This window comes from Streptomyces sp. NPDC051211, from assembly GCF_040689505.1.
Taxonomy (GTDB): Bacteria; Actinomycetota; Actinomycetes; order Streptomycetales; family Streptomycetaceae; genus Streptomyces.
Window position 1 is genome coordinate 81,304 of the sequence record NZ_JBFBAV010000010.1, and the last position, 26,243, is coordinate 107,546.

The following is a 26,243-nucleotide window of genomic DNA, read 5'->3' on the forward strand; positions in this document are numbered from 1 at the left end:
CCCTCTCACCGCTGCACCGTGGACAGGTCGTCCTGGTCGTCCGCCGCCCGCCGCCCGGCCGAGCCGGGCGGCGGGACCCGGGCGCCGAGACGCCTGCGGACTCCTGCTACCAGTTTCCCCGCAGCGAAGCCCGCTCCGTGCACGAATCGCATGGAAGGGCCGAATGAGGGAGCCGTCAGCAGTCCGGCGAAGAACAGTCCCGGATAGGAGGACTCGAACCACGGGTTCAGCTCGGGGGTCCGGCCGGCTTCCCCGACCGTCCGCAGGGCCGCGCGCAGCCCCGCGTCCAGCAGCTCCAGCCGGCCGAGGTCCGGGGTGAACCCGGTCGCCGCGATGACGTGCCCGACCTCCCGTACGACCGACTCGCCCGCGGCGGTGGTCAGGCCCAGCAGGGTCCGCCCGCCCACCGGGACGGCCCGGTGCAGGGTGTGTCCCAGCAGCACCGGCACCTGCCGCTCGAACCGCTCCCGCAGCCACCAGGCCCCGGCCGGGCCGAGCGCGGTGGCCGCGATCCGCTCCCGGGTCGGGGCGGGCAGCCGGCGCACCGCCCAGGGCAGCTCGGACCAGACCCAGCTGCGCCAGCCGGTGCCGAGGCCGCTGTGCGGGTCGCGCAGGGAGCGCAGCAGCGGGCGCTGAAGCGGCTGCGGCACGGTGTTCCAGTTCAGCCGGTGGCGCCGGGCGATCAGTGTCGGCCGGGCCCCGGCCTCGGCGAGCAGCGCGGCGGTCTCCAGGGCGGCCTGGCCGGCGCCGAGCACCGCCACGTCCTGCCCGGCGAACCGGCCGAGGTCCCGGTGGGCGCTGCTGTGCGAGCAGTGCCCGGGCGGCAGCTCGCCGAGGGTGGCGGGCAGGTTGACGAAGGGCATCACCCCGACGGCCAGGACCACGGTCCGGCTGAACAACGGCGGCCCTTCGGCCGTGCCGATCCGGAACCCGGCCCCGTGCGGGGTCACGGCGGTGACGGTCCGCTCCTCCACCTCGGGCCCGGCCTGCCGGGCGAACCACAGCCCGTACGCACTGAACGTGCCGATCGGCAGCGGGCTGCCGTGCTCGGCCGCGATCCCGCGGGTGGCGCAGTACTCGGCGAGGGTGTGGCGGCCGCCCGGCGCCGACAGACTGGAGGACCAGGGCTCGGACTTCAGGAACATGCCCTCGGGCATGTGGTCGCGCCAGGAGGCCATGGCGCGGCCCAGCACCCGGACGCGCAGCCCGGCCGCCGCGGCATGGGCCGCGATCGACAGCCCGTACGGCCCCGCGCCGACCACCACGAGATCGTCCATGCGCTTCACGTCTCTTCCCCTTCCGTGCGGACCCGCCGTTCACTCCGCTCCGGCCCCGTATCCCTCGTGCGGGTGACTCCGCGCGACGCCCCGGCACCGCGCGGACCCTCACCCGCCGTCAGCCGGGGTCAGCGCACCACGAGTTCGTCCGGCTCGGCCGGGGTGGCCTGCGCGGGGAGCTCGCGGCCGCGCTGGCGGGGCGTACGGACCACGGCGCGCGCCGTTCGCCGGCCGTGGGCGGGGAACCCGCGGAGCGCGTCCCACAGCCGGCTCGCCGCCTTCCGTACGCCGCGCCCCAGGAACGCGGCGATCATCGCCAGGAACGGCAGCGGATCGTCGAGCGCGAACCAGGCGGCCTCGACGCCCCCGCCCTGCGGACGGCCCGGCAACCCGGCCCCCCGCAGGGCCGCCAGCAGGGCGTAGTTCTCGGCGATGAAGACCCGGCCGGGGACACCGGCCGGCTCCGGGGTGTGCTGACCGGTGAGGTCGAGGTACATCGCCTGCACCACGTCCAGCCCGGACGGGTCGGTGAACAGCCGGAACTGGGCGCCCGGCCGGGGGTTGAAGTCCACCAGCCGGAAGCAGCCGCGCTCGTCGCGGCGGAAGTCGAGGTCCAGGATCCCCTGGTAGCCCAGGCGCGCGGCGAGCCGCAGCCCCGCCTCCTCCACGGACGGATCCGGCAGCCAGCGGCCCACCGCCGTGAGCCCGGTCCGCACCGGCCAGGACAGCTCCTTGCGGCCGGACCCGGCGAGGAGCGGCCGGCCGTCCCGGCTGAAGCAGCCGTGGAAGAACCAGTCGGTGTCCGGGCCGGCCGGCAGGAACCGCTGGAGCAGCAGCCGGCTGCCCGCCTCGGCCGAACGCTCGTACAGCCGCCGGGCCTCGGCGGCGGTGTGCACCAGGGTGGTGCTGCGCAGCGCGCCGCCGGCCGGCAGCAGCCAGGGCCGGCTCCACTTCGCCACCACCGGCAGCCCGAGCCGCCAGGCCGCCTCCGCGGCCTCCGGGCCGCTCTCCGGGACCACCGTCTCCGGATGCGGAATGTCCCAGCGTGCGCACAGCGCGGCGAGTTCGGCCTTGTCCGCGACCCGTTCCGGCAGCCCGTCCGGCTGGTGCGGGATCCGGAACCGGCCGTCGAGCCGGGGCGCGAGGCGGGAGACCGTGATGGCGCTCATGTCGTCCATGGCGATCAGCACCGCCGGCCGCCCGATCCGCTCCGACACCCCGGTCAGGCACTCCAGCAGCGCGTCGGGACCTGACGGTCCGGCATGAGCCGTGCGCAGGTACCGGGAGCGGGCCAGCGGGCCGCCGCCGGCCTCCACGACCGCATGGACCTCCACGCCCCGGCGGCCGAGGGAGCGGGCCGCTCCGAGGGTGCCGTGATGGAAGGGATTCCGGTCGAGCCTGAGCAGGACAGCCGGCGCATCTGTGGCGAACGCGTGCATGGGAACGGTGTCTTTCACCTAGTCGGACCAAGCGGGAGGTGTGCGCAGCTGCGAATGGCCTACCAGCCAGTCATCGGACAAGCCGTTCATCGCATCTGATGCCTAACGTCTTTGGTAAGCACACCTATTCAGGAAGCCCTGGAGGCGTCATGCCCGGACCACGCCGCAGACTGGCGACTGCCTGCATCGGCACGGCGACGGCCGGGCTGCTCGCCACCGGCGCCGCGCTCGCGGCACCGGAGGAGGAGTCCGCGGACTCCGAGACCGCGATGGGCGCGTATCTGGACTACGGGCCGGCCGGAGTGGCCCGGATCCAGGCGCTGTCCTACTGGCTGGGCGGCAAGGAGATCCGGGTCGGACACACCTATCTGCCCGGCGACCGCTGGTCGAACATCGAGGGCGCCCCGAACTTCCTGGAGGACTGGGCCGAATGGCGCCGGGCCGACCCGGAGCGCATGTTCGTCCTCAACGTGCCCATGCAGGAGCGCAACGAGGGCCGGGTGTCGGACTGGCAGGTGGCCCAGCTGATCAGGGCGGGCGCCGCGGGGTACTACGACGCGCACTTCAAGAAGCTGGCCGAGCGGCTGGTGGACCTGGGCGTGCCGGACACGGTGATCGTGCTGGGCTGGGAGATGAACGGCGTCACCTACACCCACCGGTGCGCTCCGGACCCGGAGAACTGGAAGGTGTACTGGAGGCGGATCGTCAAGGCGATGCGCTCGGTGCCGGGGCAGGAGTTCCGGTTCGACTTCACCCCGAACCGGGGGACGGACGCGATCGCCTGGACCCGCTGCTACCCCGGTGACGACGTCGTCGACATCATCGGGATGGACTCGTACGACCAGGGCCCCGGCCGCTCCTTCGACGAGCACATCACCCAGCCGTACGGGCTCCAGCACCACGCCGACTTCGCGAAGGCACACGGGAAGCGGATCTCGTTCCCCGAGTGGGGGCTGTTCCGGAACGGGGACAACCCGGAGTACATGCGGCGCATGCTGAAGTGGATCGAGCAGGAGAAGCCGATCTACCACACCATCACGGACTACTGCCCGCACGGAGTGTGGCAGTGCAAGGTGAACCCGCGGTCCAGCCGGGTGTTCCGCGAGCTGCTGAGGGAGCGCCCGCGGCCGCTCCCGACCCCGGTCGTGCCCACACCGGTCGTACCCACGCCCGTCGTACCGACGCCGGTCATCCCGACGCCGGTCGTCCCGACGCCGGTCGTCCCGACGCCGGTCGTCCCGACGCCGGTCGTCCCCACACCCCAGGTTCCGACGCCCGACATCCCGCCCCCGGACGTCCCGCGGCCGCTCCCGACGCCGGTCGTCCCGACCCCGTCGCCGCTCGAGCCCACGCCGGAGCCGCCCGTCGTGTTCCCCACCCCGGACGTACCGACCCCGTCGCCGGCCGAGCCGAGCCCGCCCGAGCCGAGCCCGGACGCACCGAGCCCGGACGTGCCCACACCCTCGCCGGCCGTCCCGACGCCGGTTCCGCCCACGCCCACCCCCCTGGTGCCCACGCCGACCGCACCGCCCGCCCCGACGACGCCCCCGCAGCCGCCGCTCAACAACAACGAGTGGTGCGTCCCGCTCAACTTCGGCGAATGGCTCAGCAAGCTCGTCGGCAACCAGACCTTCTGCGTCAAGCTCGACTGGCGGTGGCCCTTCTAGCCCCGTCACCGGACCCGCAGCTCGTTCAGCCGCGCCCGCCAGTCCCGGGCGGCCGGCAGGGCCTCCCGCAGCGCGTCCACCGCCCGCTCGCGTCCCGCCACCTGCGACTCGTGCAGCCGCAGCAGGGGCGCGAGCGGGGCCGTGGCCAGTAGCAGCCGCTGGTTGACCACCACCTCCGGCCGCCAGTGGTTCTTGTACGGCTCGGTCCCGCGCAGGAAGCTCACCACCTCCCGCCCGTCCGCCAGCGCCCGCCGGGCCTCGTGGCGCAGCAGCAGCGTCGCCACGTCCACCTTCTTCTCCCGCAGTTCGGGATCGGCCCCGTACAGGTACCCGCCGCTCAGCCCGGAGGACAGCAGGGTCACGTTGGCGGCGACCACCTTCCCGTCCAGCCGGAACTCGGTGAGCCGGCCGTGGCCGCTGCGCACCATCCGCCGGGTGGCCCGGGTCAGGTGCTCGGCGAACCGCGGCTTGAGGTGCTCCGGGGTCACCCCGCGCCCGCGCCACTGCTTCTCGTGCAGCCGCAGCAAGGACCGGACGGCGCGCGGCACTTCCTGCTCGGTGACCTCGTGCTCCTCGATCCCGGCCGCGTCCACCTTGCGCAGCTTGGCCCGGACCCGCTGGGCGCCGGCCGTCGGCATCCGCTTGACGAGGTCGTCGAAGGGCAGCACGGGCAGCTCCATGCAGGCGGAGTCCGTCAGCCTGCTGCGGGCGCCGCCCGGCCACATGTCGTACAGGCCCTCGGCGGCGGCGCCCGGCCGGACCTCCCTCAGGTCCACCACCGCGCCCCGGGCCGCCCGGTGCAGTCCGCGGGCCAGGGCCGGCAGCACCTCCTCGGCGTGCGCGGAGTCCACCAGGACGTCGAAGTAGTCGGTGATGCCCCCGCCGAGCGGGACCAGCAGCGGCAGCGGCCGGTGTACGAGCATCAGCGCGGCCGCGCCCACCAGCTCGCCGTCGCGCCGGACCAGTACGGTGCGCAGCCGCCCGTCCCGCCCGTACGACAGCCACCAGGAGTGCAGCCAGGCGTGGCTCTGGAAGGGGGTGGCGGTGGGGCAGCTGCGCACGAGCCGGTTCCAGGGCTGCTCCAGTGCCGCGAACTGGCGGGGGTCGCGGCAGAGCGTCACCGTCAGGGCCTCGGTGGAGCCCCCGCTCATCGCGCGGGCTCCTTCTCCTTCACCGGGCCGGTGGCGGCGTCGGCGCCATCGCCCTGGGCGGGCAGCGAGGTCACGTACACCTCGCCGGCCTCGTCGCCCGTCCGGGATTCACCGGTCCGGGTTTCGGCGGTCCCCGTTTCGTCGGTGCGGCGCCGGGCGGGCCGGGCCAGCAGCCACAGCCCGCCGGCCAGCCCGCCCGCGCAGAGCCCGACGGCGCCGCTGATCGGGGCGGACGGGGAGGCGGGGTCGGTGGGGGCGACGGCCTGGTTGAACAGCAGCAGCTGCACGCCGGTGTTCTTGGCGGCCTGGTTGCTGCTGAGGGAGAGGGCGTCGGCGACCGCGTTGGCGATGTCGGCGGCCTGGGCGGGGCTCTTCGAGGTGCCGGTGATGGCGATCATCGGCGACTCGGGGGAGGTCTCGGCCAGCACCTGGGTGCGCAGCTCCTGCGCGGTGAGACCGGCCCGCGGCTGGGCGTAGGCGAGGGTGGCGCTGCTGGTGGCGATGCGCGCGTAGGCCTGGGCGAAGCCGAGGGCGGTGGCCGGTTCGGTGGTCTCGTCGGGGACTGCCACCACATAGCTGGTGGCGGCGTACTCGGGTGCCTTGAGGACCCCGTACGCGCCGCCGGCCGCGAGCCCGAGCAGGGCGCAGACGGGCAGCGGCCACCAGGCGGGCGGCGGGAGCAGCCGGCCGCGCAGTCTGCGCGGGGCGGCCTTGGGCTTTCCGTCGCCGCGTGCGGCGCGCCGTTCCGCCCGGGTCCCGGGCCCGGCCTCGGCGTGCGGCTCGGCCTTCTTGTTGTCGGAGGTGCTGGCCATCTGCGTGCTCACTTCCTCATGGAGGGTTCGGGCGTAGGTGGTTCGGGGCGGGCCCGCGCGGTCAGGTCGTCCGGGCGGGTCCGACCGGTCGGGTCGGGTCGTGTTCGGGTCAGGTCCGCTCGGCCGGCCCGCCTGCCGGGCCGCCTGCCGGGCCGGTGCCGGCCGCGGTGGCCGGCGGGGCCGGCGGGGCCGGGCGGTGGGCGGGGAGCCGGCCGGGGCCCAGGGCCTGGGCGTAGACGCCGAGGAGTTGCTCGGCGCTGCGCGCGATGTCGTAGCGGCGGACCACCGGGGGCGGCGGCAGCCGGGTGGCGCCGGCCTCCATGTGGCCGCGGAGGGCGGCGACGAGTTCCTCGGTTCCGGTGCCGATCCGGCGGGCCCCGGGGGCCTGGGAGGCGGGCAGGTCGTCGATCGCCGGGCAGGTGACGTGCAGGACGGGCAGCCCGGCGGCGAGCGCCTCGACGACCGCCAGTCCGAAGGCCTCCTCCCGCGACGGGGAGACGAACACGTCCATGGCCGCGAGCAGGGCCGGGATGCCAGGGGTGCGGCCGTCGGCGCTGTCGCCCAGCGGGTCGCGCTCCCCCAGGAGGTGGATGCGGCTCTGCGCGCCGAGCTCGGCGGCCAGCCGGCGCAGCGCGGAGCGTTCGGGTCCGTCGCCGACCAGCAGCAGGTGGGCGCCCGGGAGTGCGGCCACCGCCCGGATCAGGGCGTCGAAGCGTTTGCCGGGCACCAGCCGGCCCACCCCGCCGACAACGAAGGCCCGTTCGGGCAGGCCGGTGCGGGCCCGGGTGGCCCGGCGTACGGCGGGATCGAAGCGGAAGCGGACGGCCTCGATGCCGTTGGGCACGACGTGGACCCGGGCGGCCGGCACCCCCCAGCCCTGCAGCCGGGCGGCCACCGTGTCGGAGACGGCGACGGTGGCGGCGCCGAGCCGCTCGCTGGCCAGGTACAGGGCGCGGACCCCGCCGGACAGCGGGCGGCCCTCGATCTCGCCGTCGCCGAGGGAGTGCTCGGTGGCCACGGTGGCACCGACGCCGGCGAGGCGGGCGGCGAGGCGGCCGTACACGCAGGCCCGGTAGAGGTGGGTGTGCACCAGGTCGTACTCGCCGCGCCGGATGAACCGCACCAGCCTGGGCAGCGCCTTCAGGTCCCGGTTGCCGCGCATGCCCAGGTGGACGACCCGGACTCCGTCGGCGCGCAGTCCTTCGGCGACCGGGCCGGGGTTGGTGAGGGTGAGGACGTCGCAGTGCATCGGCAGGTGGCGGAGCAGCAGCCGCAGTTGCTGCTCGGCGCCGCCGATGCCGAGCCCGGTGATGATGTGCAGGGCCTTCACCGGAACACCACCCGGCGCAGTTCCCGCAGCTGGTGCCGGAGCCGCTTGACGCGCAGCCGGGACGGGCCGTCGGCCTGGCTGATGTGGGTGCGCGGCATGGCGTGCGGGCCGGCCAGCCGGCCGGGGGCGATGGCGCAGGCGTAGGCGTAGCCGGCCGCCCGGGTGGCGGCGACGACCCGGCGGTCGATGGTGCCGTACGGGTAGCAGAAGCCTTCGGGGAGCCTGCCGGTGAGTTCGCGGAGCAGTTCGCGGCTGCCGCGGAGCTCCTGCTGGAGGACGTTGTCGGAGCAGGCGCCCAGGTGCTGGTGCAGGAGCCCGTGCGAGCCGATCTCCTGGCCGGCTTCGGCGACGGCGCGGATGCCTTCGGCGGTCAGCAGGGACTTGCGGGGGCCCAGCGGGTCCCACACGTTGTCCACGCCGAGCCGGCCGGGCAGCACGAACAGGGTGGCGGTGCAGTCGTGCCGCTGGAGCAGCGGCAGGGCGTGGGTGAGGAAGTCGGTGTAGCCGTCGTCGAAGGTGAGCCCGACCAGTCCGGCGCCGCGGCCGGCGGCGCGGGCGCGGCGGAGTTCGCCGACCGACACCCCGCGCAGGCCGCGGGCGCGCAGCCACAGCAGTTGGGACTCCAGGGCGGCCGGGGTGACGGTGATGCCGTACGGGTCTTCGGCCGGGTCGGTGAACTCGGCGACCGAGTGGTACATGAGGACCCAGGGCGCCACCGTGCGGCGGCCGGGCCGGTCCGGCGCGGCGAGGGCGGCGGCGTCGGTGTCAGCGGACATGACGGAACCTCTGGGTGAGCTGGGCGATCTGGGCGGGCAGGGCGGTCACTTCGAGCGCCCGTATGGCCATGCCGGTGGCGGCGAACATGGCGGGGATCAGCAGGCAGCCGAGCGCGGCGCTGACCAGCGGGTCGGGGATCATCGGCCCGGCCAGCCAGCCGGTGCCGCAGGCCGCCGCGGCGGCGACGGAGAGCCGGCCGAGGCTGATGGCGACCCGGCGGACCTGGATCGAGATGATCCGGGAGCCGAGTCCGGTGAGGAGCAGCGCGGCGGTGGTGGAGATGCCGGCGGCGTTGGCGGCGGCGATGCCGTAGGTGCCCCACCAGCGTGCGGTGAAGGCGCCGGCGAGGATGTTGACGAGGAGTCCGGCGCCCATGGCGAGGGCCGGGAACCAGGTGGGCCGGGTGGTGGAGAAGAAGGGTCGGGACAGGGCGCCGACCAGGCAGTGGCCGAGCAGTCCGATGCCGTAGACGCGCATGACGGAGGCGGTGGCGAGGGTGTCCTCGCGGGTGAAGGCGCCGCGTTCGAAGAGGACTTGGATGATCTGCGGGGCGTAGCCGATGACGAGGGCGGTGCCCATGAGCACGGCGAGGGAGGCCAGTGCGAGGTCCTGTTCGACGCGCCGGCGGGCCTTCTCCCGTTCCCCGCCGGCCATGGCCTGGGCGACGACGGGGAAGGTGACGGTGCAGATCATCAGGGACAGCACCATCGGCATCTGCGCGACCTTCTGCGCGTAGTTCAGGTGCGAGATCGCTCCGGGCGGCAGGGAGGCGGCGAGGAACCGTTCGACGAGGACCTGCGACTGCCGGAAGACGGCGAAGAAGATGACCGGGGCGATCATCCCGAAGGCGATCAGGGTGGGCCGGTCCCGGTCCCGCTGGGCGCGGCTGGCGCCTTTGGTGCGGGAGGGGCCGAAGCCCACGTTCCGGATGAAGGCGGGGAGTTGGATGAGGACCATCAGCAGGCCGCCGCAGGCCACCCCGAGGGCGGCGGCCCGCACTCCCCACAGCTGGTGCAGGGCGACCATCGTCCCGATGATCCCGACGTTGTACGAGACGTAGATCGCGGCCGGTGGCAGGAAGGAGCGGTGGGCGCGCAGGGCGGCGCTGAAGTACCCGGCGATGCCGAAGGTGAGGACGGTCAGGGCGGTCAGCCGGGTGCACTGCACGGCCAGCCCGGGGTCCGGCAGGCCGGGGGCGAGCATCGCCACCACCAGCGGGGCGGCGACGATCATCACGGAGGCGACGGCGGCGAGGAACACGACGAGCCGGGGCAGGGTGGCCCCGACGAGCAGCCGTACCGGGTCCTGGGCGCGGGCTTCCCTGCGGGTGAGCCCGGCCCGGCTGGCGGACCGCCGGGCCAGAGCGTGGCTGAAGGCGGGCACCATCAGCAGCGCCATGGCGTCCTCGATGAGCAGCGTCGAGGCCATCTCGGGCACGGTCCAGGCGATCAGGAAGGCGTCGCTGTCGGGCCCGGCGCCGAAGAGGTGCGCGATGGTCTGGTCCCGGACCAGCCCGAACACGGCCCCGGCGGCGGTCAGTCCGGCGGTGATCGCGGCGGCCTTGGCGAGGAACCGGCCCAGGGGCGCGGCCCGCTGCTCCTCGCCGTCGCCCTGCCCGGCCGGCCTGCCCGGGCCGGAGCCGGGAGGTCCGCCGGCCGCCCGCCGCCGGTGGTCGCCGTAGCCGGACGGGTCGGGGCGCAGGAGGTCCTCCCGGGTCCGTGCGGCGAAGACGGGCGCCCGGAGCCGGGCCGTGGGCCCGGCGGCGTCGGGGGCCGTGGCGGCGCGGCCCGGCTCGCCCCCGGGCTCCGGGAGCGGCGGGACGGCGGCGGGCCCGCGCAGGACCTCGCCCGGTTCGGGGGGGTGCGGCGGACGGCCCGCAGCCGCGGCGAGTTCGGTCGCCGCGGCTGCGGGCCGCCAGGGCGTGGTATCCGTCACCGGCCGGCCGCACCCTCACGGGCGGCTCCACCGGCCGTGCCCAGGGCCCACCACGCGGCCAGGCCGATGATCACTCCGGTCAGCACCGTGGACGGGCCTCCGATGTCGGCGTACAGGAAGTCGGTGACCTGCCAGAAGAACAGGCCGATGGCGACCAGACCGCAGTCCCGGATGGGACGGGCCGCCGGATCGGGGGCGGCGATCCGGCGGATACCGGCCACCAGCAGGACCGCCCAGCCGCCCGCCAGCGCGGTCAGCCCGATCAGGCCCTGCTCGCTGAGGATCAGCAGGTACATGTTGTGCGGGGAGAGCAGCGGCTGCCGGACGTACGCCTGGCCGGCGCCCGCGGTGTCGCTTCCGGAGGACAGGCCCAGCGAGGAGTGTCCGTCCCGGTGGGCCGGGAAGCCCTTCAGGCCGACCCCGGCGGCGGGCCGCTCCTGCCACATCGAGGAGGCGGCCGCCCACATCGTGTACCGGTCGGTGACCGACTGGTCGGGGGCGCTGGACACCTGGGTGATGGAGGTGAGCCGCTCGGCCATCATGTCCGAGCCGACCCCGAATCCGCCGACCAGCACCACACCGGCGGCCGTCAGGGCGAGCAGCAGCTTCAGCGCCCGCCGGATCCCGGCGAGCACCATCACCAGCAGGGCGGCGCCGAAGGTCGCGATCCAGGCGCCCCGGCTGAAGGACAGCACCAGCGGGACGATCAGCAGCAGGGCGGCCGCGCCGGCGAGCCGGCGGGTCCGCTGCCGGGCGCCCGGGGCGAGGGCGAGGGCGGTGGCGATGACCAGCCCGTAGGCCACCACGGTGGCCATGCCCATCACGTCGCCGGGCCCGAAGGTCCCCACGGCCCGGATGTCCTCACCCTGGTACGAGGCCCCGGTGTGGGTCGCGTACTGCACCACGCCCACCGCGCCCTGCACCAGCGCCAGCACCACGAAGCAGCCGGCGGCCAGCCGGAACTCCCGCGCGTCCCGCACCAGCAGCACCACCGCCGCCGGCACCAGCACGAAGACCTGCAGGTAGCGGACGAAGCCGGGCAGGGCGGCGTACGGGTCGCCGGCGGTGACCGTGGCCACCGCCAGCCCGACCGCGGGCAGCGCCAGCACCAGCGCACCCAGGGGGCTCAGCCGGTTGACCTCGCCGCGCAGCGCCCGTACCGCGCAGACCGCTACGAGCAGCAGCGAGGCGGCATCGGCCGGGGTGACCTTGCCGGAGGCTGTGGCGTCACCGGCCGGCAGCGGCGCGACCAGCAGGAGGACCGTCGCGGCCAGCGGCAGCAGCGGCCAGTGGCGGCGCAGCAGGCCCCGCAGATCGCGCGGACGGCGTGGACCGTGCGAACCGCGTGGAGCGGGCGAACCGGGCAGCAGGGCCCGGCCCGGGCCCGTGTGTACGGCAAGACTCATGCTCAACTGCCCCCCAGCCGGAAACGGAAGAACGAGGCCGCGGTGCGGGCCAGGATCCACAGGTCCTGCCAGAGCGACCAGGTGTCGATGTAGTGGTTGTCGAACCGGGCCCGGTCCTCGATGGAGGTGTCCCCGCGCAGACCGTTGATCTGGGCCAGCCCGGTGATGCCGACCGGCATCCGGTGCCGGGCCTCGTACCCCGGGTGCACGGAGGAGAACTTCGCGACGAAGAACGGCCGTTCGGGACGCGGACCGACCAGGCTCATGTCACCCCTGACCACGTTCCACAGCTGCGGCAGCTCGTCCAGCGAGGACTTGCGCAGGAAGGAGCCGACCGGGCTCATCCGGTTGTCGCCCGCGACCGTCCAGCGGGTGGCGGACTCGTGCTCGTCGGCGCGCAGGGTGCGGAACTTCAGCAGGGTGAAGGGGCGCCCGTAGAGGCCGACCCGCTCCTGACGGAAGATCACCCCGGGGCCGTCGGAGAGTCGTACGGCCAGCGCGCAGACACCCAGTACGGGCGCGGCCGCGACCAGTGCGACGGCCGCCAGGGTGCTGTCGATGGCCCGCTTGACCCAGCGCTCCACCGGGCGCGCCGGGCGCGGCAGCAGCGGCTGCACGGCGAAGCCCCACAGCTGGTCGGCGGGCTGGGCCACCCGCATGCCGGTGACCTTGGCGGTGCCGGCCGGGTCGGCGAGCCAGAGCCGGCAGCCGTGGTCGTGGAAGAGCCTGACCAGGGAGGCGGTGCGCTCGTCGGCCTCGGGCGGGCGGGTGAACACGGCGTGCCGGACGGAGTTCTGGATGACCGCGCGGCGGATGTCCTCGTGGTCGGAGAGCCGGGGCAGCGCCCCGGCCGCGCCGCCTTCGCCGTCGGCGGCCGCCGGCGCGGTGTCGGCGAGGCCGACCGGGCGCAGGCCGTACTGCGGGTGCCCGTGCAGCGCGGCGGCCACCGCGCCCGCCCCGGCTCCGGGCCCGACGACCAGGGCGGAGGAGGGGCGGCGTACGGCGGTCCGGCGGCGCAGCTGGTGGACCAGCCCGCGCCCGGCACAGGCCAGGACGGTCTGGAGGGCGACGGCGGTGAGGAGCAGGCTCCAGCCGAGGGCGGCACCCGGTTCGAGGGCGGCGACTACGGCTGCGGCGGTGCACCAGAGGACGGCCGCCCGCCCGGCCAGCGCGGGCAGTTCGAGCAGGGCGGAGGGCGCGAGCCGGGGCCGGTACAGCCCGGCCTGCGCGTGCAGGGCGGCGACGACCGGCAGGGCCGCGAGGAGGGCGAGCGAGCCGGCGGCCTCGCCCGGCAGGACCGGTCCGGGGACCACGGCGGCGGTGAGTACGGTGGCCAGCGCGTCGGCGGTGAGCAGGGGGGCGACCCCGTCGTGCCGGCGGACCCGCTGCGACCGCACGGCCGGGCGGGCCTGGTCGGCTTGGGGGCCCCGCGGCGGGTGGATGGAGGTCACCGACCGGCGGACGGCGGTGGCGGGCTGTGTGCCGCCACGCCCCGAGTGCGGTGCGTGTGCGCTGTCCATCGTCATCGGCTGTTGCGCTCCTGGTTCAAGGGCCGGGGCCTGCCCAGCAGTTCGTGGTACAGGCCGGTGACCGCGTCCGTGGTCCGCCGCACGTCGAGGTCGGTCCGGGCGTGCTGCTGCGCCTGCCGTCCCAGCTCGTCGAGCAGGCGCGGATCGGTGAGCAGTCCGCCCAGGGCCTTGGCCAGGGCGGTCGGCTGCTCCGGCGGTACCAGGCAGAGCCGTCCCTGGCCGGGCGGCAGGCTCTCCCGGGCCCCGCTGACGTCGGAGACCAGGACCGGCCGGCCACAGGCCATGGCTTCGAGTGGGGCGAGCGCCATGCCTTCCCAGCGCGACGGCAGTACAACGAGATCGGCGGCTCGAAGCCACGGTCGGATGTCGGCGGCGGCACCCGCGAAGAGCACACCGGGCGGGGCCGTTCGGCGGAGCCGTTCGGTGTCGGGGCCGTCGCCGACGAGGACGAGGCGGGCGCCGGGAACCGTGTCGAGGACCTCGGGCCAGGCACGCAGCAGCACGTCCTGGCCCTTCTGCTGGCAGAGCCGGCCCACGCAGACGGCGAGCGGCCCGTCGCCCCGGAAGGCCTCGGGCAGCGGGAGTGCGGCGCGGGCGGCGGCCTTGTCCTGGGCGGGGTCGGGGCCGCCGGGGCGGAAGTGGTCCAGGTCCACACCGTTGCGTACGACGGCCCAGTGCGCGGTGATCCCGGCGGACTCGCCGGCCCGCCGTTCGGCCTCGCTGACGCAGAGCACCCGGTCGGCCCAACGGGCCCCGAACCGCTCCCATCTGAGGGCGAGTGCGGCGGTGGTTCCGCCGACCGCGTCGAAGGACCAGGCGTGCGGCTGGAAGAGGGTGGGCAGGGCGCCGCGGACGGCGAGCCGCCCGGCCAGTCCGGCCTTGGCGCTGTGGGCGTGCAGGACGTCGGGGCCGATCCGGCGGATCACCCGGGCGGCGGTGAGTGCCTCGACGGCCAGGCCCGGCCCGGGTGCGCGGCCGGCCCGCCAGCGGAGCACTTCGGCTCCGGCGGCCCGGGCGTCCTCGGCGAGCCTGCCGTGGCTCGGGCAGGCCACGACGGTGCGCAGGCCTGCGGCGGTCTGGGCGCGGACGAGGTCGGTGACGACCCGGGCGACGCCGCCCTCCACGGGCTGGACGAGGTGGAGGACGGTGAGCTGGCCGGGCACAGGATCTGACGACACGTCGAATGGCCTTCCGTGCTCTTCGTACGTTTCAGCTGCGCGCGTCTGTCTGCACGAAGAGCACGCCGAGGAAATGACCCTGGCTTTCGCCCGCGAACGCGAACCTGAGGCTGCGGGCGCCACTGGTCAGTGCGGGGCTCAAATCGAACACGTCCGCGTCATATCCCAAGTTATTCACATGTTCGGGTTGTCGCCTGAACGAGGGATGTCCGAATTCTGTGATAGTAGAATTCATCACATCATTGAACGGGTTTTCCGGATCACTGAGACCCACCCTCCGCCCGCTGTCGGCGGTCACGGTGAGTGAGTCCCCGAGGGTGCCGCGATCCCCGTCGTAGCCGACCACCCCGGCCTTCCCGGTCCCCCGCGCGGGCACGTCGAGCCCGTCGAGCTCCACGGTCGGCACGGCCTCCGCCTTGCCCGGTGCGGGGGCGGTCGGCGCCTCGAAGCCGTCCCAGAGCGAGATCCGGCGCAGTGGCTCCTCCGGGTGCTCGTAGGCGACCACCAGCGTCCAGCCACCCCAGGCGCCCACCTGCGAGTGGCCCATGGCGATGTTGAGCTGGGCCACCGTCCACATCCCGGCACCGCCCTTGCGGACCAGCGGGGTGACGTCGGCGGAGGCCTGGTAGGCGTCGCTGCCCGCGTCGGTCCGGTGCCCGATCACGGTGTCCGCCAGCACGTCCTTGTACGAGCCGCCCGGCTCGGCGACCAGCACCCGGCCGTTGTCCTCGGGCGGCTTCTGCTCGCCGACCCGGAGGTTGCCACCCCAGTAGAGCCGCGCGTACGAGACCTTGGCGCCGGCCGGGACCTTCAGCTCGGCCCGGGTGGAGTTGTAGGTGTCCGGGTCCTTGTCGACCTCGCTGTAGAACATCTCGAACTCGCTGTTGATCCCCGCCGCACCGCGCTTCACCTCGGCACACGGAGCGGCCCCCTCGGCCTCCTCCTTGCGGCAGCTGATCCCCGAGTTGGAGGCCCGGACCAGGCCGCCGTGCTGCACGGCCTGATAACGCTGGGTGAACGGAATCTTGGGCAATTCTTTAGGTGCCGGAGCGGCCGCGGCGCCCGTCACGGGCGCGTTGAGCGAAAGAGCGAAGGAGGACACAAGACCGAGTGCGCCGAGGATTCTGCGGGAGGAACCCATGACCCTGTCACCATTTTCGATCATTGGGACGAAACTGGTTCCGCACTTTGTCAGAAATCGCGCTCGAAATCACGTCGGACTCGCTTGTACGGCCTTTTGGGCGATCGCGCGCACCCTCGCGGAGGGCAGGTCGTTACGAGGGTGCGCCGCCGTTCGAAGCCCGGGAACACCCGGCCGTCAACGCGGACCCCGGGTAGCGGCATCCGGGTGAAGGCACGCAACCCAAACCACCGCCGGGCAGTTGATCCGGGTGCTCCTGTACCGGGCATCCTGCAGAAAAGGGACGACAGTGATCAAGAAGATGATGGCCACCGCGGCGGTCGCAGCCGGCGTCGTGGGCATGGGCTCGGCCCAGGCGATGGCTATCGGCAACGACAACGGCATCAACACCGTGAACGGCAACGGCGCGTCGCAGATCTACGGCAACCAGGCCACGTACGGGAACATGAGCCCCCAGATGGCGCTGATCCAGGGCTCGCTCAACAAGCCCTGTGTCGCCCTGCCCGTCAAGGGCAACGTGCAGTCCATCCTGGCGCTCGTCAACGTCGGCGTCCAGGACATCCCGGTCCTGTCGAGCCCGCAGACCCAGCAGTGCACCGAGAACTCCACCCAGGCCAAGGGCGACGAGGCTCTCTCGCACATCCTCAGCAACATCCCGATCCTCTCCGGCAACATCTCCTCCGGCAGCTGATCGCACCCCCACCGGCGAGGCCGCCGCGTCTTCGGGCGCGGCGGCCTCGCCGCGTGCGGGCCCGCATATCCGAATACCGCCGCACCATTGAGTTCCGCACGGCTTCCGAACAGCCCGGACGGCAACAGAGTGAATTGCTCCCGAGCTCCGAGAAATGCTCGGTTTCTTTTCCCGGCGCGGCTCGTTGTTATTTATGCAGCGACAAAAGGTCGCTGCGGGAAAGGATCGAAAATCAAATGACGTACAAGAAGGCAGTCGTGCTCGCCGCCGGTGTTCTGATGGCCACCGGTGCCGCCGCCCCCGCGATGGCCGACGCCCGCGCCGAAGGCTACGCCGCCCACTCCCCCGGCGTCCTCTCGGGCAACCTGGTCCAGGTCCCGGTGCACATCCCGATCAACGTCTGCGGCAACACCATCAGCGTGGTCGGCCTGCTGAACCCCGCGTTCGGCAACACCTGCGTCAACAACTGACCCGGGCGCGTCCAGCGCCTGTTGCCCGCAAGGGCAGACCTCCTCGGGGTGGCCTCGGAGTGCACGGCGGTGCACTCCGAGGCCACCTTCGATTCCGCACCGGCGCAGCGCCGGTAGAAACAGGGAAGGACCCATGCGACAGGTACTGAGCCGACAGGTACTGAGCAAGGGGGTGCTCACGGCCGCGGCCGCCTCCGGTCTGCTGTCGATCGCGGGCGGCGCCGCGTTCGCGCACGCCGGGACGACAGCCGAGGCCTCGCATTCACCGGGCGTGCTGGCGGGCAACAGTGTCGCGGTACCGATCACCTTCGCCCCGAACGTGTGCGGCAACACCGTGAACCCGGGCGGCGCACTGAACCCGGCGTTCGGCAACGAGTGCGCGAACACGACCGGCGGGGACGCAGACCACGACCACTCCCGCTACCTGAGCCCGGAGCACGCCGCGGCCGTCGAGCGGTACCTCGACGAGCAGGCACACGAGCCCGCGTACGAGCCGCCTCGGCCCCAGCCCCGGCCCGAACCCCGGGACGAGCCGAGGCACGAACCCCGCGACGAATCGCGTCACGAGCCGCGCGACGAGCCGAGGCACGAACCGCGCGACGAGCCGAGGCACGAGCCCCGCGACGAACCCCGTCACGAACCTCGGGACGAGCCGAGGCACGAGCCCCGGGACGAGCCGAGGCACGAGCCCCGGGACGAGCCGAGGCACGAGCCCCGGCATGAGCCGCGGGACGAGCCCCACCAGGGCGGACACGACGGCCCCGGCCGCGAAGAAGAAGAGTGCGACGATCACCCGCCGGCGCCCGAGGAGGCCCCCGCGCCCGCCCCGCCGCGCGGCAGCCAGGTCATCGAGCGCCCGGCGGCTCCGGTCGCCCCGCCCGCCGATCAGCCGCCGGCCGCACCGGCCGGTGACCGGCCGGTCGACCTGGAGCCCGCGCCTGCGCCCGCTCCCGGGGCAGCCCCGGAGATCGCCCCCGCACCGGCCCCCGCCCCGGCACCCGTCGTTGCTCCGGTGCTCGCGGAAACCGGTGCCGGTTCGCCGGAGGCGCTGGCCGCCCTCGCCACCGCGCTGCTGCTCGGCGGGTCCATCCTGTACCGGAGGTCCCGTATCAACTGATTCATCGGAAAACATGGGAAAAAACATGCGGCCGGATAATCCCCCGTCGGGATTCTCCGGCCGCATGAGTTTCCGCAGCGGCACGGGATCGTTAGCCAGGGCGATAGTGACGCGAAGGTCGTCACTGGAAAAGGATTCCGAAAATGAAGTATTCGAAGGCCGCCGCCGTCGTCGCTGGTTCCGTCGCCGCGCTCGCGGCATCCGCCGCCGCGCCCGCCCTCGCGGCCGAGGCGCCCGCGATGCCCCCCATGAGCCTGACCGGAGGGGTGACCGAGACCCTGAACGCCGCCGCTCCGCTGGCCCAGGACCTCCCCCAGCACGTCGGCAACGGCCTGGCCGAGCAGGGCGACACCGTCAACCACGTGGTCGGCACCGTGCAGGACGTGAACAAGGCCCGCAACAACGCCCCCGGCCAGGTGCTGGAGACCGCCAACCTGGCCGGCCAGGTCGCGCCCATGCTCGGCGGTCTGCACGTGAACGGCGGCCAGGGCTGACCCCCGCCCGAGACCCCGTACGACTGTGGGCGCCACCGGCGATGCCGGTGGCGCCCACATTGTTCCGAGTCGACGGATCCGAAGATCAGTCGTTGAAGCAGACGTTGCCGAACGCCGGGTTCAGGGCGCCGATGACGCTCACCGAGTTGCCGCAGATGTTGATCGGAATGTGCACCGGGACCTGGACCAGGTTGCCCGAGATGACGCCGGGGGAGCCGGCGGCAACGCCCTCGGCCTTGGAGTCGGCGACCGAAGCACCCGCGGCACCCGCGACGGCGAGACCGGCACCGGCCAGGGCTACGGCGGCCTTCTTGGCAGTGTTCATGGGAAGTGCACCTTCTGTTCGATGTTCTGCCCCGGTCCGGGGCTCACACCGAGCGAAACGTCCCACTCCCGATGACGACACGGCCCACGCCGCAATACGACCTGTTCAGCCCAATAGTCGTAACCACGACCGGCCGGAGCCGTTACGACCGGCCCCTGAACGGGGTCGCCGCGTCCGGCACGGTCTCCGGGACTTCCGGCACGATCTCCGGAAGCTCGGGCACGATCTCCACCGGCGTGCCCGGGGCGGGCAGCTGCGGCGGGGTCAGCCCGGGGATCTCCGGGATCTGCACCCCGGGGATCTGCGGCAGCTGCACGCCCGGGATCTCCGGCAGCTTGATCTCGGGGAGCTTGATCTCCGGGATGGTGATCGTGGGCAGTGTGACACCGGGCGGCAGGAGCCTCCTGATCGACTCGAGGATGCCGTTCACCAGGTCGTCGATCGGACCCGCGGCCGCTGCCCGGCTGGTCGCGGCGCGCTCTCCGTCGATGGCGCTCGCGGGGGCGGCCGCGCCGAAGAGTATGACGGCGGCAAGGGCCGAGGGGACGAGTGCGCGAGTCGCCTTCTTGGGGTCCATGGGCGTTCCTTCTCGTGGACGTGCGGGGGCGGACCACAGCAGTCCGCTTCCTCACCCACCGTGCGAACACCTTTCACGGAGCGCAACAGGATCTTGATGCCTTGCGGGGTGCGTACGGGCTTCGCGCAGCCGTCCGGGGCCGCCTCACCCGGCCTGACGAAATGGCCCGCCCGAACGCGCCGTTTGAGTGAAGCAGCGGAACCAACCCGCGGACCGGGCAGTTGATCAGGGCGCTCCATTAGCGGGCACTCGTGCGACAAAAGGACCAAAATGCTCAAGAAGATTATGGCCACCGCCGCAGTCACCGCTGCTGTGGTCGGCGCGGGCGCCGCTGTGGCCGCCCCCGCGATGGCCATCGGCAACGACAACGGCGTCAACACCGTCAACGGCAACGGTGCCCAGCAGATCTACGGCAACCAGAAGACCGAAGGCGAGCAGAGCCCGCAGCTCAGCCTGGTCCAGGGCACGCTCAACAAGCCCTGCATCGGCCTGCCCGCCAAGCTCAACGTCCAGTCGCTGCTCGCCTTTGTGAACGTCGGTGTCCAGGACATCAACGTCCTGTCCAACCCGCAGAACCAGCAGTGCACGGAGAACTCCACCCAGGCCAAGGGTGACGAGCCGCTGTCGCACATCCTCAGCAACATCCCGGTGCTCTCGGGCAACGGCTCGATCGGCAGCTGAATCCCGCTCCCCCTTCCGGTCCGGGCCCCTGACGCCCGTGGAGCGATGCGGTGACCTGACGAGGGCCCCGGCAGCCACCAGCTGCCGGGGCCCTCGCGCGGCGTCCGCCGCCGTCTAGCCCGTCCAGAACTCCCACCACCGGGTGAGGACCAGCATCCCGATCACCCCGAGGTGCAGGGCCGGCGGCGCCCAGCCGAAGTCCGCGAAGAAGGCCTTGAGCGGTGCGGGCGCGGGCAGGATCCCGGTCCGTACGGTGTGCGCGGTCACGGCCCAGAACATGAGCAGCGTCGCCACCCAGGCCAGGCAGCACCACAGGCAGAGCGCGTTGATCTCGTAGAGCGACTGGACCATCAGCCAGCCGCAGAAGCCGGTTCCGAAGAGGGTGCCGGCGTTCAGTCCCAGCCAGAACCAGCCCCGGTAGCGGGCGCCGGCCAGCAGACCCGCGCCGACGCAGACGACCACCGCGTAGGCGGCCAGTCCCAGCATCGGGTTGGGGAAGCCGAACGCGGCCGCCTGCTCGCTCTTCATCACGCTGCCGCAGGAGACGACCGGGTTCAGGCTGCAGGCCGGCTTGAAGGACGGGTCCTCCAGCAGGTGGAACTTGTCCAGGGTGATCACCCAGGAGGCCAGCAGTCCGGCGGCTCCGGTGAGGACCAGGAGCCAGGCCAATGCCCTGGGCGGGGCGGGCGGTTCACCGTCCCGCCGGCTCTGGGCCGCCCCCTGCTGGCGGGGGACGCCCACGGTGTTCGCTGCATTCGTTGCCATACGGCCCATACTCCACCGATCCATCCCAGACCGCGGTGAACCATGCTTATTCATAGGCAAGTTGACCTGAAGGGGTGGCGGGAACCCCTGATGCTTCCCGGACGTTTTACCGAACCCCGGACGTGATGTCAGGCCCAGGGGCTACGTTGAGCTCCCGCGAAGTGACAAGCTGCGACGGCCTGGAGACCCACCTTGAGCGATCCGTACGAGACAACCGAGGCCCACCTCGAACGACTCCTGGGCCGCGCCCTCAACTCCTTCGACCTGCCGGACCGTCTGGTCGAGCGCATCGGCACGGCGCTCGCCCACAGCTCTTCGCTGCACACCACGCACCACAGCCCGGCCTCCGGCCTGTGGCGGGAGACCCACCGGCACACCTACCTGCTGGCCGACGGCACCTCGGCCGCGGTGTGGGAGCTGACCTACCGGAAGGGTGCGGACCGGGCCGTCCGGCACGAGGTGTTCGCGAGCCGGTCGGAGCTCGCGCTGGCCGTGAACCGGCTGTTCGGCGATGCGGAACCGGCCGCACACGCGGAGTTCACGCTGCTGCCGGACGACCCGGACGGCATGGTGGACGATGTGGCGGTGCTGACCGCGCTGTTCGCGGCCGCCGCCTCCACGCCGTTGCAGCGGCACCGGGAGTACGCGGTGGACGACTCCCCCGACCACGCCCGCCGGGTGCTGCGCCGGGCGGAGAACACGGACCGGCCGGGCGAGGAGACGGCCCGGCTGCTGAGGTCGGCGTACGCGCACCGGATCACCCAGGCGTTCGGCACCCGGCAGTCCCTGGCGGACGGCCGGGACGCCGGATTCAGCCTCTACGAGCACGCGTTCGTGCTGCTGGACGGGGCCGAGCTCAGCCTGTGGGAGGTCGAGCACACGGCGACCCCCGACGGGCGGCACATGTGCGAGGTGTACGAGAGCGAGGCGGCCGCACGCGAAGCGATGGAGCTCCGCGCGCGGGTCCGCTGAGACCGCACCCTCCGGGGCAGGAGGATCAGGCCCGCCGGGCCTGCCGCTGCCGGTTGCTCCTTTGCGCCGGTTCGGAGAGCGGGAGGTCCAGGGGGACGTCCTGGGTCACCGTGACAGCGGAGGGGTTCAGGTCGGCGGGGGTGGGCATGGCGCTGCCCGGCAGCCGGACCGCTGCCGCGCCGTGCGCCAGGGCCGATGCCAGGGCGGCCGGGCCGGCACCGCCCGCGATCAGGAAGCCGGCCAGCGAGGCGTCGCCCGCACCCACGTTGCTGCGGACCGCGCCCGCCTCGGCCGTGCCGTAGTAGGTGCCGGACTCCTCGACCAGCAGCTGGCCGTCCGCGCCCAGGCTGGCCAGCACCGCTCCGGCGCCCAGCGCCCGGAGTTCCTCGGCGGCCTTGACCACGTCGCCCAGGGTGGCAAGCGGCCGCCCGACCGCCTCGGCGAGTTCCTCCGCGTTGGGCTTGATCACGTCGGGGCGGGCCGGCAGGGCGGACAGCAGGGCGGGGCCGGAGGTGTCCAGCGCGATCCGGGCGCCCGCGTCGTGGGCGCGGGCGACCAGGTCCGCGTACCACTCGGGCGGCAGTCCGCGCGGCAGGCTGCCGCAGCAGGCGATCCAGTCGGCCGCGCCGGAGTGGGTGCGGACGGTGTCGAGGAGGAGCAGGGACTCCTCCGGGGTGAGCTCCGGGCCGGGCGCATTGATCTTCGTGAGGGTACCGTCCGGTTCGGCCAGGGAGATGTTGGAGCGGGTCTGGCCGGAGATGGACACCGCGGTCACGTCCACGCCCTGGGCGGTGAGGAGTTCGGCGATCAGGATGCCCGGGGCGCCGCCCAGCGGGAGGACGGCGGTGGTGCGGACGCCGGCCGCGGCGACGGCTCGCGAGACGTTGACGCCCTTGCCCCCGGGGTCGACCCGGTCGCCGGTGGCCCGGAGCACCTCGCCGCGGTCCAGGGAGGGGACCTCGTAGGTGCGGTCGAGGGAGGGGTTGGGGGTGACGGTGAGGATCATACGAGCACAACTTCCGTACCGGCGGCCTCGATCGCCGCCTTGTGGTGGCCGGCGAGGCCGGTGTCGGTGATGAGGAGGTCGACGTCGGCGAAGGAGGCGAACCGGGCGAAGTGCTCCTCGCCCGCCTTCGCGGAGTCGGCGAGCAGCACCACCCGGCGGGCGGCCGCGACCACGGCCCGTTTGACGGCCCCCTCGGCGAGGTCGGGGGTGGTGAGCCCGCCGTCGGCGGAGAAGCCGTTGGTGGCGATGAAGGCGACGTCCGCGCGGATCTCCGCGTACGCGCGGAGCGCCCAGGCGTCCACGGCGGCCCGGGTGCGGTGCCGGACCCGGCCGCCGACCAGGTGCAGTTCGATGCCGGTGTGGCCGGCGAGCCGGGCGGCGACGGGCAGGGCATGGGTGACCACGGTGAGGGCCGCATCGAGGGGGAGGTCGGCGGCCAGCCGGGCGACGGTGGTTCCGGCGTCGAGGATGGCGGTGCCGCCGTCGGGGAGTTCGGCGAGGGCGGCGCGGGCGATGCGGTCCTTCTCGTCGGCGGCGGTGGCCTCGCGCTCCGTGAGGTCGGGCTCGAAGTCGAGGCGGCCGGCCGGTATGGCTCCGCCGTGCACCCGGCGGACCAGGCCGGCCCGGTCCAGGGCCTTGAGGTCGCGCCGGACGGTCTCCGCGGTGACCTGGAACTGTCCGGCGAGGGAGAGCACGTCGACCCGGCCGGCCTCGCGGGCGAGGCGGAGGATCTCCTGCTGGCGCTCCGGTGCGTACATGTGGGTTTGCTTCCGTTGGATGCCCGGTTCTGTGGGTTCGCTTCGAGAGTACGCCCGATTGCGCCGCAAAACAAACAAAACGGGCATGCCCGCCGACGGAGGCGGACATGCCCGTAGGCGTGGGGCGGGGTCAGGCCACCGGAGTCTTCTCCAGGGCCGGACCGGCGGCACCGGGTTCGGCGGCCGCGCCGGCCTCCGCCTCGTGGCCGACGCCGGTGACGATCTGCCGGCGGGGCAGCGCGTACATCACGGCGAAGATGACCACCATGACCGCGATCACCCACCACATCGCGAAGCGGAAGGCCTCGACGTACTGCTCACCGAGGACCATCTCGTCGTCGATCACGCCGAAGTAGACCACCGAGGTCAGACCGAGCCCGAGCGCGTTGCCCATCTGCTGGGTGGTGTTGATCAGGCCGGAGGCGGAGCCGGCGTCCTCGCGGGGCACCTCGGAAAGGACGGCATCCGTCAGCGGAGCCACGATCAGGCCCATGCCGATACCGAGCAGGACCAGCGGGGCGATCATCTGCCAGGGGGTGATCGCCATGCCGTAGTGCTGCGACTCCCAGATGTAGAACAGCAGGCCCGCGGCCATGATCAACGCGCCCGCCTGGAGCACCTTGCGGCCGAACCGGGGCACCAGCTTCTGCACGGACATGCCGGCGGAGACGGAGACCGCCAGGGAGAACGGGATACCGGTGAGGCCGGACTTCAGCGCGCCCCAGCCGAGGCCCATCTGCATCATCAGCGTCCAGACCATGAAGAAGATGCCGCTGGCGATGCCGAAGGTGACCTGGACGGCGATTCCGCCGGCGAAGCTCTTGATCTTGAACAGGGACAGCTCGACCAGAGGGGAGCCGTCCTTCCGTGTCTTGTACTTCTCGAAGGCGATGAACCCGGCGATCACGAACGGCACCGCGCCCATGCAGAGGAAGCCCCACAGCGGCCAGTCGTTCTCCCGGCCCTGGGTGAGCGGGTAGATCAGCATCACCATGGCGAGGGTGGCCAGGACCACGCCGGCCAGGTCGAGGCGGAGGGCCTTCGGCGCCTTGGACTCGGCGATGAACTTGCGGCCCAGGATCACACCGGCGATGCCGACGGGCAGGTTGATCAGGAAGATCGGGCGCCATTCGAGACCGAACAGGTTCCACTCGGTCAGCAGGGCGCCGAGCAGCGGGCCCATCACGGCACCGAGGCCGATGATGGCACCGAAGAGGCCGAAGACCTTGCCGCGCTCCTGCGGCGGGAAGGTGACGTGGATGATCGCCAGCACCTGCGGCACCATCAACGCCGCCATCGACCCCTGGAGCAGGCGGGAGGCGACGAGCATGCCCGGGTCCGCGGCGATGCCGCAGAGCAGGGAGGCGGCGGTGAAGCCGGTCATGCCGATCAGGAAGAGGCGCTTGCGGCCGTAGATGTCACCGAGGCGGCCGCCCGTGATCAGGCCTGCGGCGAAGGCGAGGGCATATCCGGCGGAGATCCACTGGATGGCGCTGGTGGAGGCGCCGAGATCGCTCTTCATGCTGGGGATGGCTATGTTGACGATCGTGACGTCGACCAGGTCCATGAAGGCGGCGGTCATCACGATGGCGAGGGCCAGCCAGCGGCGGCGGTCGGCGGGGGTGGTCGGCCCTTCTTCTGGTGCGGGCCCGGTCTCGTTCTCGGGCGATGTCTTGGACGTCTCGGTGCTCATGAAGAGAAACCTAGACGGCATGTAGGTCAGTTGGTGTCCTATTTAACTGGCAGCCTGGTGTCATGAACGACACCCCGGCGCGGCTCTTGACTCTGCTGTCCCTGCTCCAGACCCCGCGCGAGTGGCCGGGCAGTGAACTCGCGGAACGGCTGGGGGTCAGCGCCCGCACCATCCGGCGCGACATCGACCGGCTGCGGGAGCTCGGCTACCCCGTGGAGGCCTCGCACGGCGCGGAGGGCGGATACCGGCTGGTCGCGGGCGCGGCGATGCCGCCGCTGCTGCTCGACGACGAGGAGGCGGTCGCCATCGCGGTGGGGCTGCGGGCGGGCGCCGGGCACGCCATCGAAGGGGTCGAGGAGGCGTCCGTACGGGCCCTGGCCAAGCTGGAGCAGGTCCTGCCGGCCCGGCTGCGGCACCGGGTGGGCGCACTTCAGTCGGCGACCGTCGCGCTGACCCGGGGGGACGGGGCGAGCATCGACCCGCGCACGCTGACCGCGATGGCCGGGGCGGTGGCCGGCCAGGAACGGCTGCGGTTCGCGTACCGGGCGGGCGACGGGACGCGGAGCCGGCGGCTGGTGGAGCCGTACCGGCTGGTGAGCACCGGGCGGCGCTGGTACCTGGTGGCGTACGACCTGGAGCGCGAGGACTGGCGGATCTTCCGGGTGGACCGGGTGACGGAGCCGTTCCCGACGGGGGCCCGGTACGCGCGCCGGGAGCTGCCGATGGATGCGGTGGAGTTCGTGGCGCGGGGGCTGCGGGGTGGTGGCGAGTACGCGGCGGAGGTGGTGTTCTCGGCGCCGGCCGAGGCGCTGCCGGACTGGCTGGGGGCGCTGGAGGCGGATGCGTCCGGGGGGTGCCGGGCGCGGTTCGAGTCGACGGACGCGCCGGAGTGGCTGGCGGCCCGGCTCGCCCTGACGGGCCTGCCGTTCACCGTGGTGTCCCCGCCGGAGCTTGCCGCCTGCGCGGCCGCTCTGGGCGCTCGGCTGACCGCGGCCGCGGGTGCAGGCGCTGCCGCTGCCGCGGGCGCGGGCGCGGCGTCGGGGTAGCGGAGA

General features: G+C 73.2%; 24 protein-coding genes and 1 pseudogene. 8 read left to right on the plus strand and 17 right to left on the minus strand.

What is annotated here, in order from left to right:
* Window positions 1-5 precede the first annotated feature (5 nt).
* Complete coding sequence (locus tag AB0447_RS12950; RefSeq protein WP_366476767.1) at window positions 6-1,277, minus strand: NAD(P)-binding domain-containing protein; 1,272 nt, start codon at window positions 1,275-1,277, stop codon at window positions 6-8.
* A 128-nt stretch (window positions 1,278-1,405) separates the two neighbouring features.
* The gene (locus AB0447_RS12955; protein WP_366476656.1) at window positions 1,406-2,716 is read right to left on the minus strand and encodes an ATP-grasp domain-containing protein; all 1,311 of its coding nucleotides are present in this window, start codon (window positions 2,714-2,716) and stop codon (window positions 1,406-1,408) included.
* 149 nt (window positions 2,717-2,865) lie between these two features.
* Here AB0447_RS12955 and AB0447_RS12960 point away from each other — a divergent pair.
* Window positions 2,866-3,828, plus strand: a pseudogene (locus tag AB0447_RS12960) (glycosyl hydrolase); the annotation flags it as partial.
* A 560-nt stretch (window positions 3,829-4,388) separates the two neighbouring features.
* Here the strand turns inward: AB0447_RS12960 and AB0447_RS12965 are convergent.
* From AB0447_RS12965 to AB0447_RS13005, 9 genes are all read right to left on the minus strand, one after another.
* On the minus strand, window positions 4,389-5,534 hold the full coding sequence (locus tag AB0447_RS12965; RefSeq protein ID WP_366476657.1) for a GNAT family N-acetyltransferase: 1,146 nt from the start codon (window positions 5,532-5,534) through the stop codon (window positions 4,389-4,391).
* On the minus strand, window positions 5,531-6,358 hold the full coding sequence (locus AB0447_RS12970) for a lipopolysaccharide biosynthesis protein (RefSeq protein WP_366476658.1): 828 nt from the start codon (window positions 6,356-6,358) through the stop codon (window positions 5,531-5,533). Before AB0447_RS12970 ends, AB0447_RS12965 begins: the two co-directional genes overlap by 4 nt.
* Window positions 6,359-6,455: 97 nt before the next feature.
* On the minus strand, window positions 6,456-7,676 hold the full coding sequence (locus AB0447_RS12975) for a glycosyltransferase (RefSeq protein WP_366476659.1): 1,221 nt from the start codon (window positions 7,674-7,676) through the stop codon (window positions 6,456-6,458).
* Window positions 7,673-8,452 carry a polysaccharide deacetylase family protein gene (locus AB0447_RS12980; protein ID WP_366476660.1) on the minus strand — a complete coding sequence of 260 codons (780 nt, stop codon included), beginning with the start codon at window positions 8,450-8,452 and terminating at the stop codon, window positions 7,673-7,675. The genes AB0447_RS12975 and AB0447_RS12980 overlap by 4 nt, the downstream gene beginning before the upstream one ends.
* Complete coding sequence (locus AB0447_RS12985) at window positions 8,442-10,388, minus strand: lipid II flippase MurJ (protein ID WP_366476661.1); 1,947 nt, start codon at window positions 10,386-10,388, stop codon at window positions 8,442-8,444. The genes AB0447_RS12980 and AB0447_RS12985 overlap by 11 nt, the downstream gene beginning before the upstream one ends.
* Window positions 10,385-11,689, minus strand: coding sequence for an O-antigen ligase family protein (locus tag AB0447_RS12990; protein ID WP_366476768.1), 1,305 nt, complete (start codon window positions 11,687-11,689; stop codon window positions 10,385-10,387). Before AB0447_RS12990 ends, AB0447_RS12985 begins: the two co-directional genes overlap by 4 nt.
* A 107-nt stretch (window positions 11,690-11,796) precedes the next feature.
* Window positions 11,797-13,320: an exopolysaccharide biosynthesis polyprenyl glycosylphosphotransferase gene (locus tag AB0447_RS12995; RefSeq protein WP_366476662.1), complete on the minus strand. Its 1,524-nt coding sequence runs from the start codon at window positions 13,318-13,320 to the stop codon at window positions 11,797-11,799.
* Window positions 13,317-14,501, minus strand: coding sequence for a glycosyltransferase family 4 protein (locus AB0447_RS13000; protein WP_366476663.1), 1,185 nt, complete (start codon window positions 14,499-14,501; stop codon window positions 13,317-13,319). The genes AB0447_RS12995 and AB0447_RS13000 overlap by 4 nt, the downstream gene beginning before the upstream one ends.
* Before the next feature lie 31 nt (window positions 14,502-14,532).
* Entirely contained in the window at window positions 14,533-15,642 is a 1,110-nt protein-coding gene (locus AB0447_RS13005) for a DUF3344 domain-containing protein (protein ID WP_366476664.1), read from the minus strand.
* Between the two features lie 289 nt (window positions 15,643-15,931).
* On the opposite strand from AB0447_RS13005, the gene AB0447_RS13010 reads away from it, so the two are divergent.
* From AB0447_RS13010 to AB0447_RS13025, 4 genes are all read left to right on the plus strand, one after another.
* On the plus strand, window positions 15,932-16,333 hold the full coding sequence (locus tag AB0447_RS13010; protein ID WP_366476665.1) for a rodlin: 402 nt from the start codon (window positions 15,932-15,934) through the stop codon (window positions 16,331-16,333).
* A 236-nt stretch (window positions 16,334-16,569) separates the two neighbouring features.
* Window positions 16,570-16,803: a chaplin gene (locus AB0447_RS13015; RefSeq protein ID WP_366476666.1), complete on the plus strand. Its 234-nt coding sequence runs from the start codon at window positions 16,570-16,572 to the stop codon at window positions 16,801-16,803.
* Between the two features lie 133 nt (window positions 16,804-16,936).
* Window positions 16,937-17,920: a chaplin family protein gene (locus AB0447_RS13020; protein WP_366476667.1), complete on the plus strand. Its 984-nt coding sequence runs from the start codon at window positions 16,937-16,939 to the stop codon at window positions 17,918-17,920.
* A 143-nt stretch (window positions 17,921-18,063) separates the two neighbouring features.
* Window positions 18,064-18,414 carry a hypothetical protein gene (locus AB0447_RS13025; protein WP_366476668.1) on the plus strand — a complete coding sequence of 117 codons (351 nt, stop codon included), beginning with the start codon at window positions 18,064-18,066 and terminating at the stop codon, window positions 18,412-18,414.
* An 85-nt stretch (window positions 18,415-18,499) separates the two neighbouring features.
* Here the strand turns inward: AB0447_RS13025 and AB0447_RS13030 are convergent, their stop codons facing one another.
* Together AB0447_RS13030 and AB0447_RS13035 are read right to left on the minus strand one after the other, a co-directional pair.
* A complete protein-coding gene (locus AB0447_RS13030) occupies window positions 18,500-18,739 on the minus strand; it encodes a chaplin (protein WP_366476669.1) in 240 nt (79 codons plus the stop codon).
* A 142-nt stretch (window positions 18,740-18,881) separates the two neighbouring features.
* A complete protein-coding gene (locus AB0447_RS13035) occupies window positions 18,882-19,316 on the minus strand; it encodes a hypothetical protein (protein WP_366476670.1) in 435 nt (144 codons plus the stop codon).
* 270 nt (window positions 19,317-19,586) lie between these two features.
* Between AB0447_RS13035 and AB0447_RS13040 the strand changes: the two genes are divergently transcribed.
* Window positions 19,587-19,997 (plus strand): rodlin, encoded by a 411-nt coding sequence (locus AB0447_RS13040; protein WP_366476671.1) that lies wholly within the window; start codon window positions 19,587-19,589, stop codon window positions 19,995-19,997.
* A gap of 114 nt (window positions 19,998-20,111) precedes the next feature.
* On the opposite strand, the gene AB0447_RS13045 is transcribed toward AB0447_RS13040, so the two are convergent.
* On the minus strand, window positions 20,112-20,771 hold the full coding sequence (locus AB0447_RS13045) for a vitamin K epoxide reductase family protein (protein ID WP_366476672.1): 660 nt from the start codon (window positions 20,769-20,771) through the stop codon (window positions 20,112-20,114).
* A 183-nt stretch (window positions 20,772-20,954) separates the two neighbouring features.
* On the opposite strand from AB0447_RS13045, the gene AB0447_RS13050 reads away from it, so the two are divergent.
* Window positions 20,955-21,734, plus strand: coding sequence for a DUF6227 family protein (locus AB0447_RS13050; protein WP_366476673.1), 780 nt, complete (start codon window positions 20,955-20,957; stop codon window positions 21,732-21,734).
* Between the two features lie 25 nt (window positions 21,735-21,759).
* On the opposite strand, the gene pfkB is transcribed toward AB0447_RS13050, so the two are convergent.
* From pfkB to AB0447_RS13065, 3 genes are all read right to left on the minus strand, one after another.
* Complete coding sequence (gene pfkB, locus AB0447_RS13055; protein WP_366476674.1) at window positions 21,760-22,740, minus strand: 1-phosphofructokinase; 981 nt, start codon at window positions 22,738-22,740, stop codon at window positions 21,760-21,762.
* Window positions 22,737-23,498, minus strand: a complete 762-nt coding sequence (locus AB0447_RS13060) for a DeoR/GlpR family DNA-binding transcription regulator (RefSeq protein ID WP_366476675.1) — start codon at window positions 23,496-23,498, stop codon at window positions 22,737-22,739. Before AB0447_RS13060 ends, pfkB begins: the two co-directional genes overlap by 4 nt.
* A 130-nt stretch (window positions 23,499-23,628) precedes the next feature.
* The gene (locus AB0447_RS13065) at window positions 23,629-25,191 is read right to left on the minus strand and encodes an MFS transporter (protein WP_366476676.1); all 1,563 of its coding nucleotides are present in this window, start codon (window positions 25,189-25,191) and stop codon (window positions 23,629-23,631) included.
* Between the two features lie 62 nt (window positions 25,192-25,253).
* On the opposite strand from AB0447_RS13065, the gene AB0447_RS13070 reads away from it, so the two are divergent.
* On the plus strand, window positions 25,254-26,237 hold the full coding sequence (locus AB0447_RS13070) for a YafY family protein (protein ID WP_366476677.1): 984 nt from the start codon (window positions 25,254-25,256) through the stop codon (window positions 26,235-26,237).
* Window positions 26,238-26,243 lie beyond the last annotated feature (6 nt).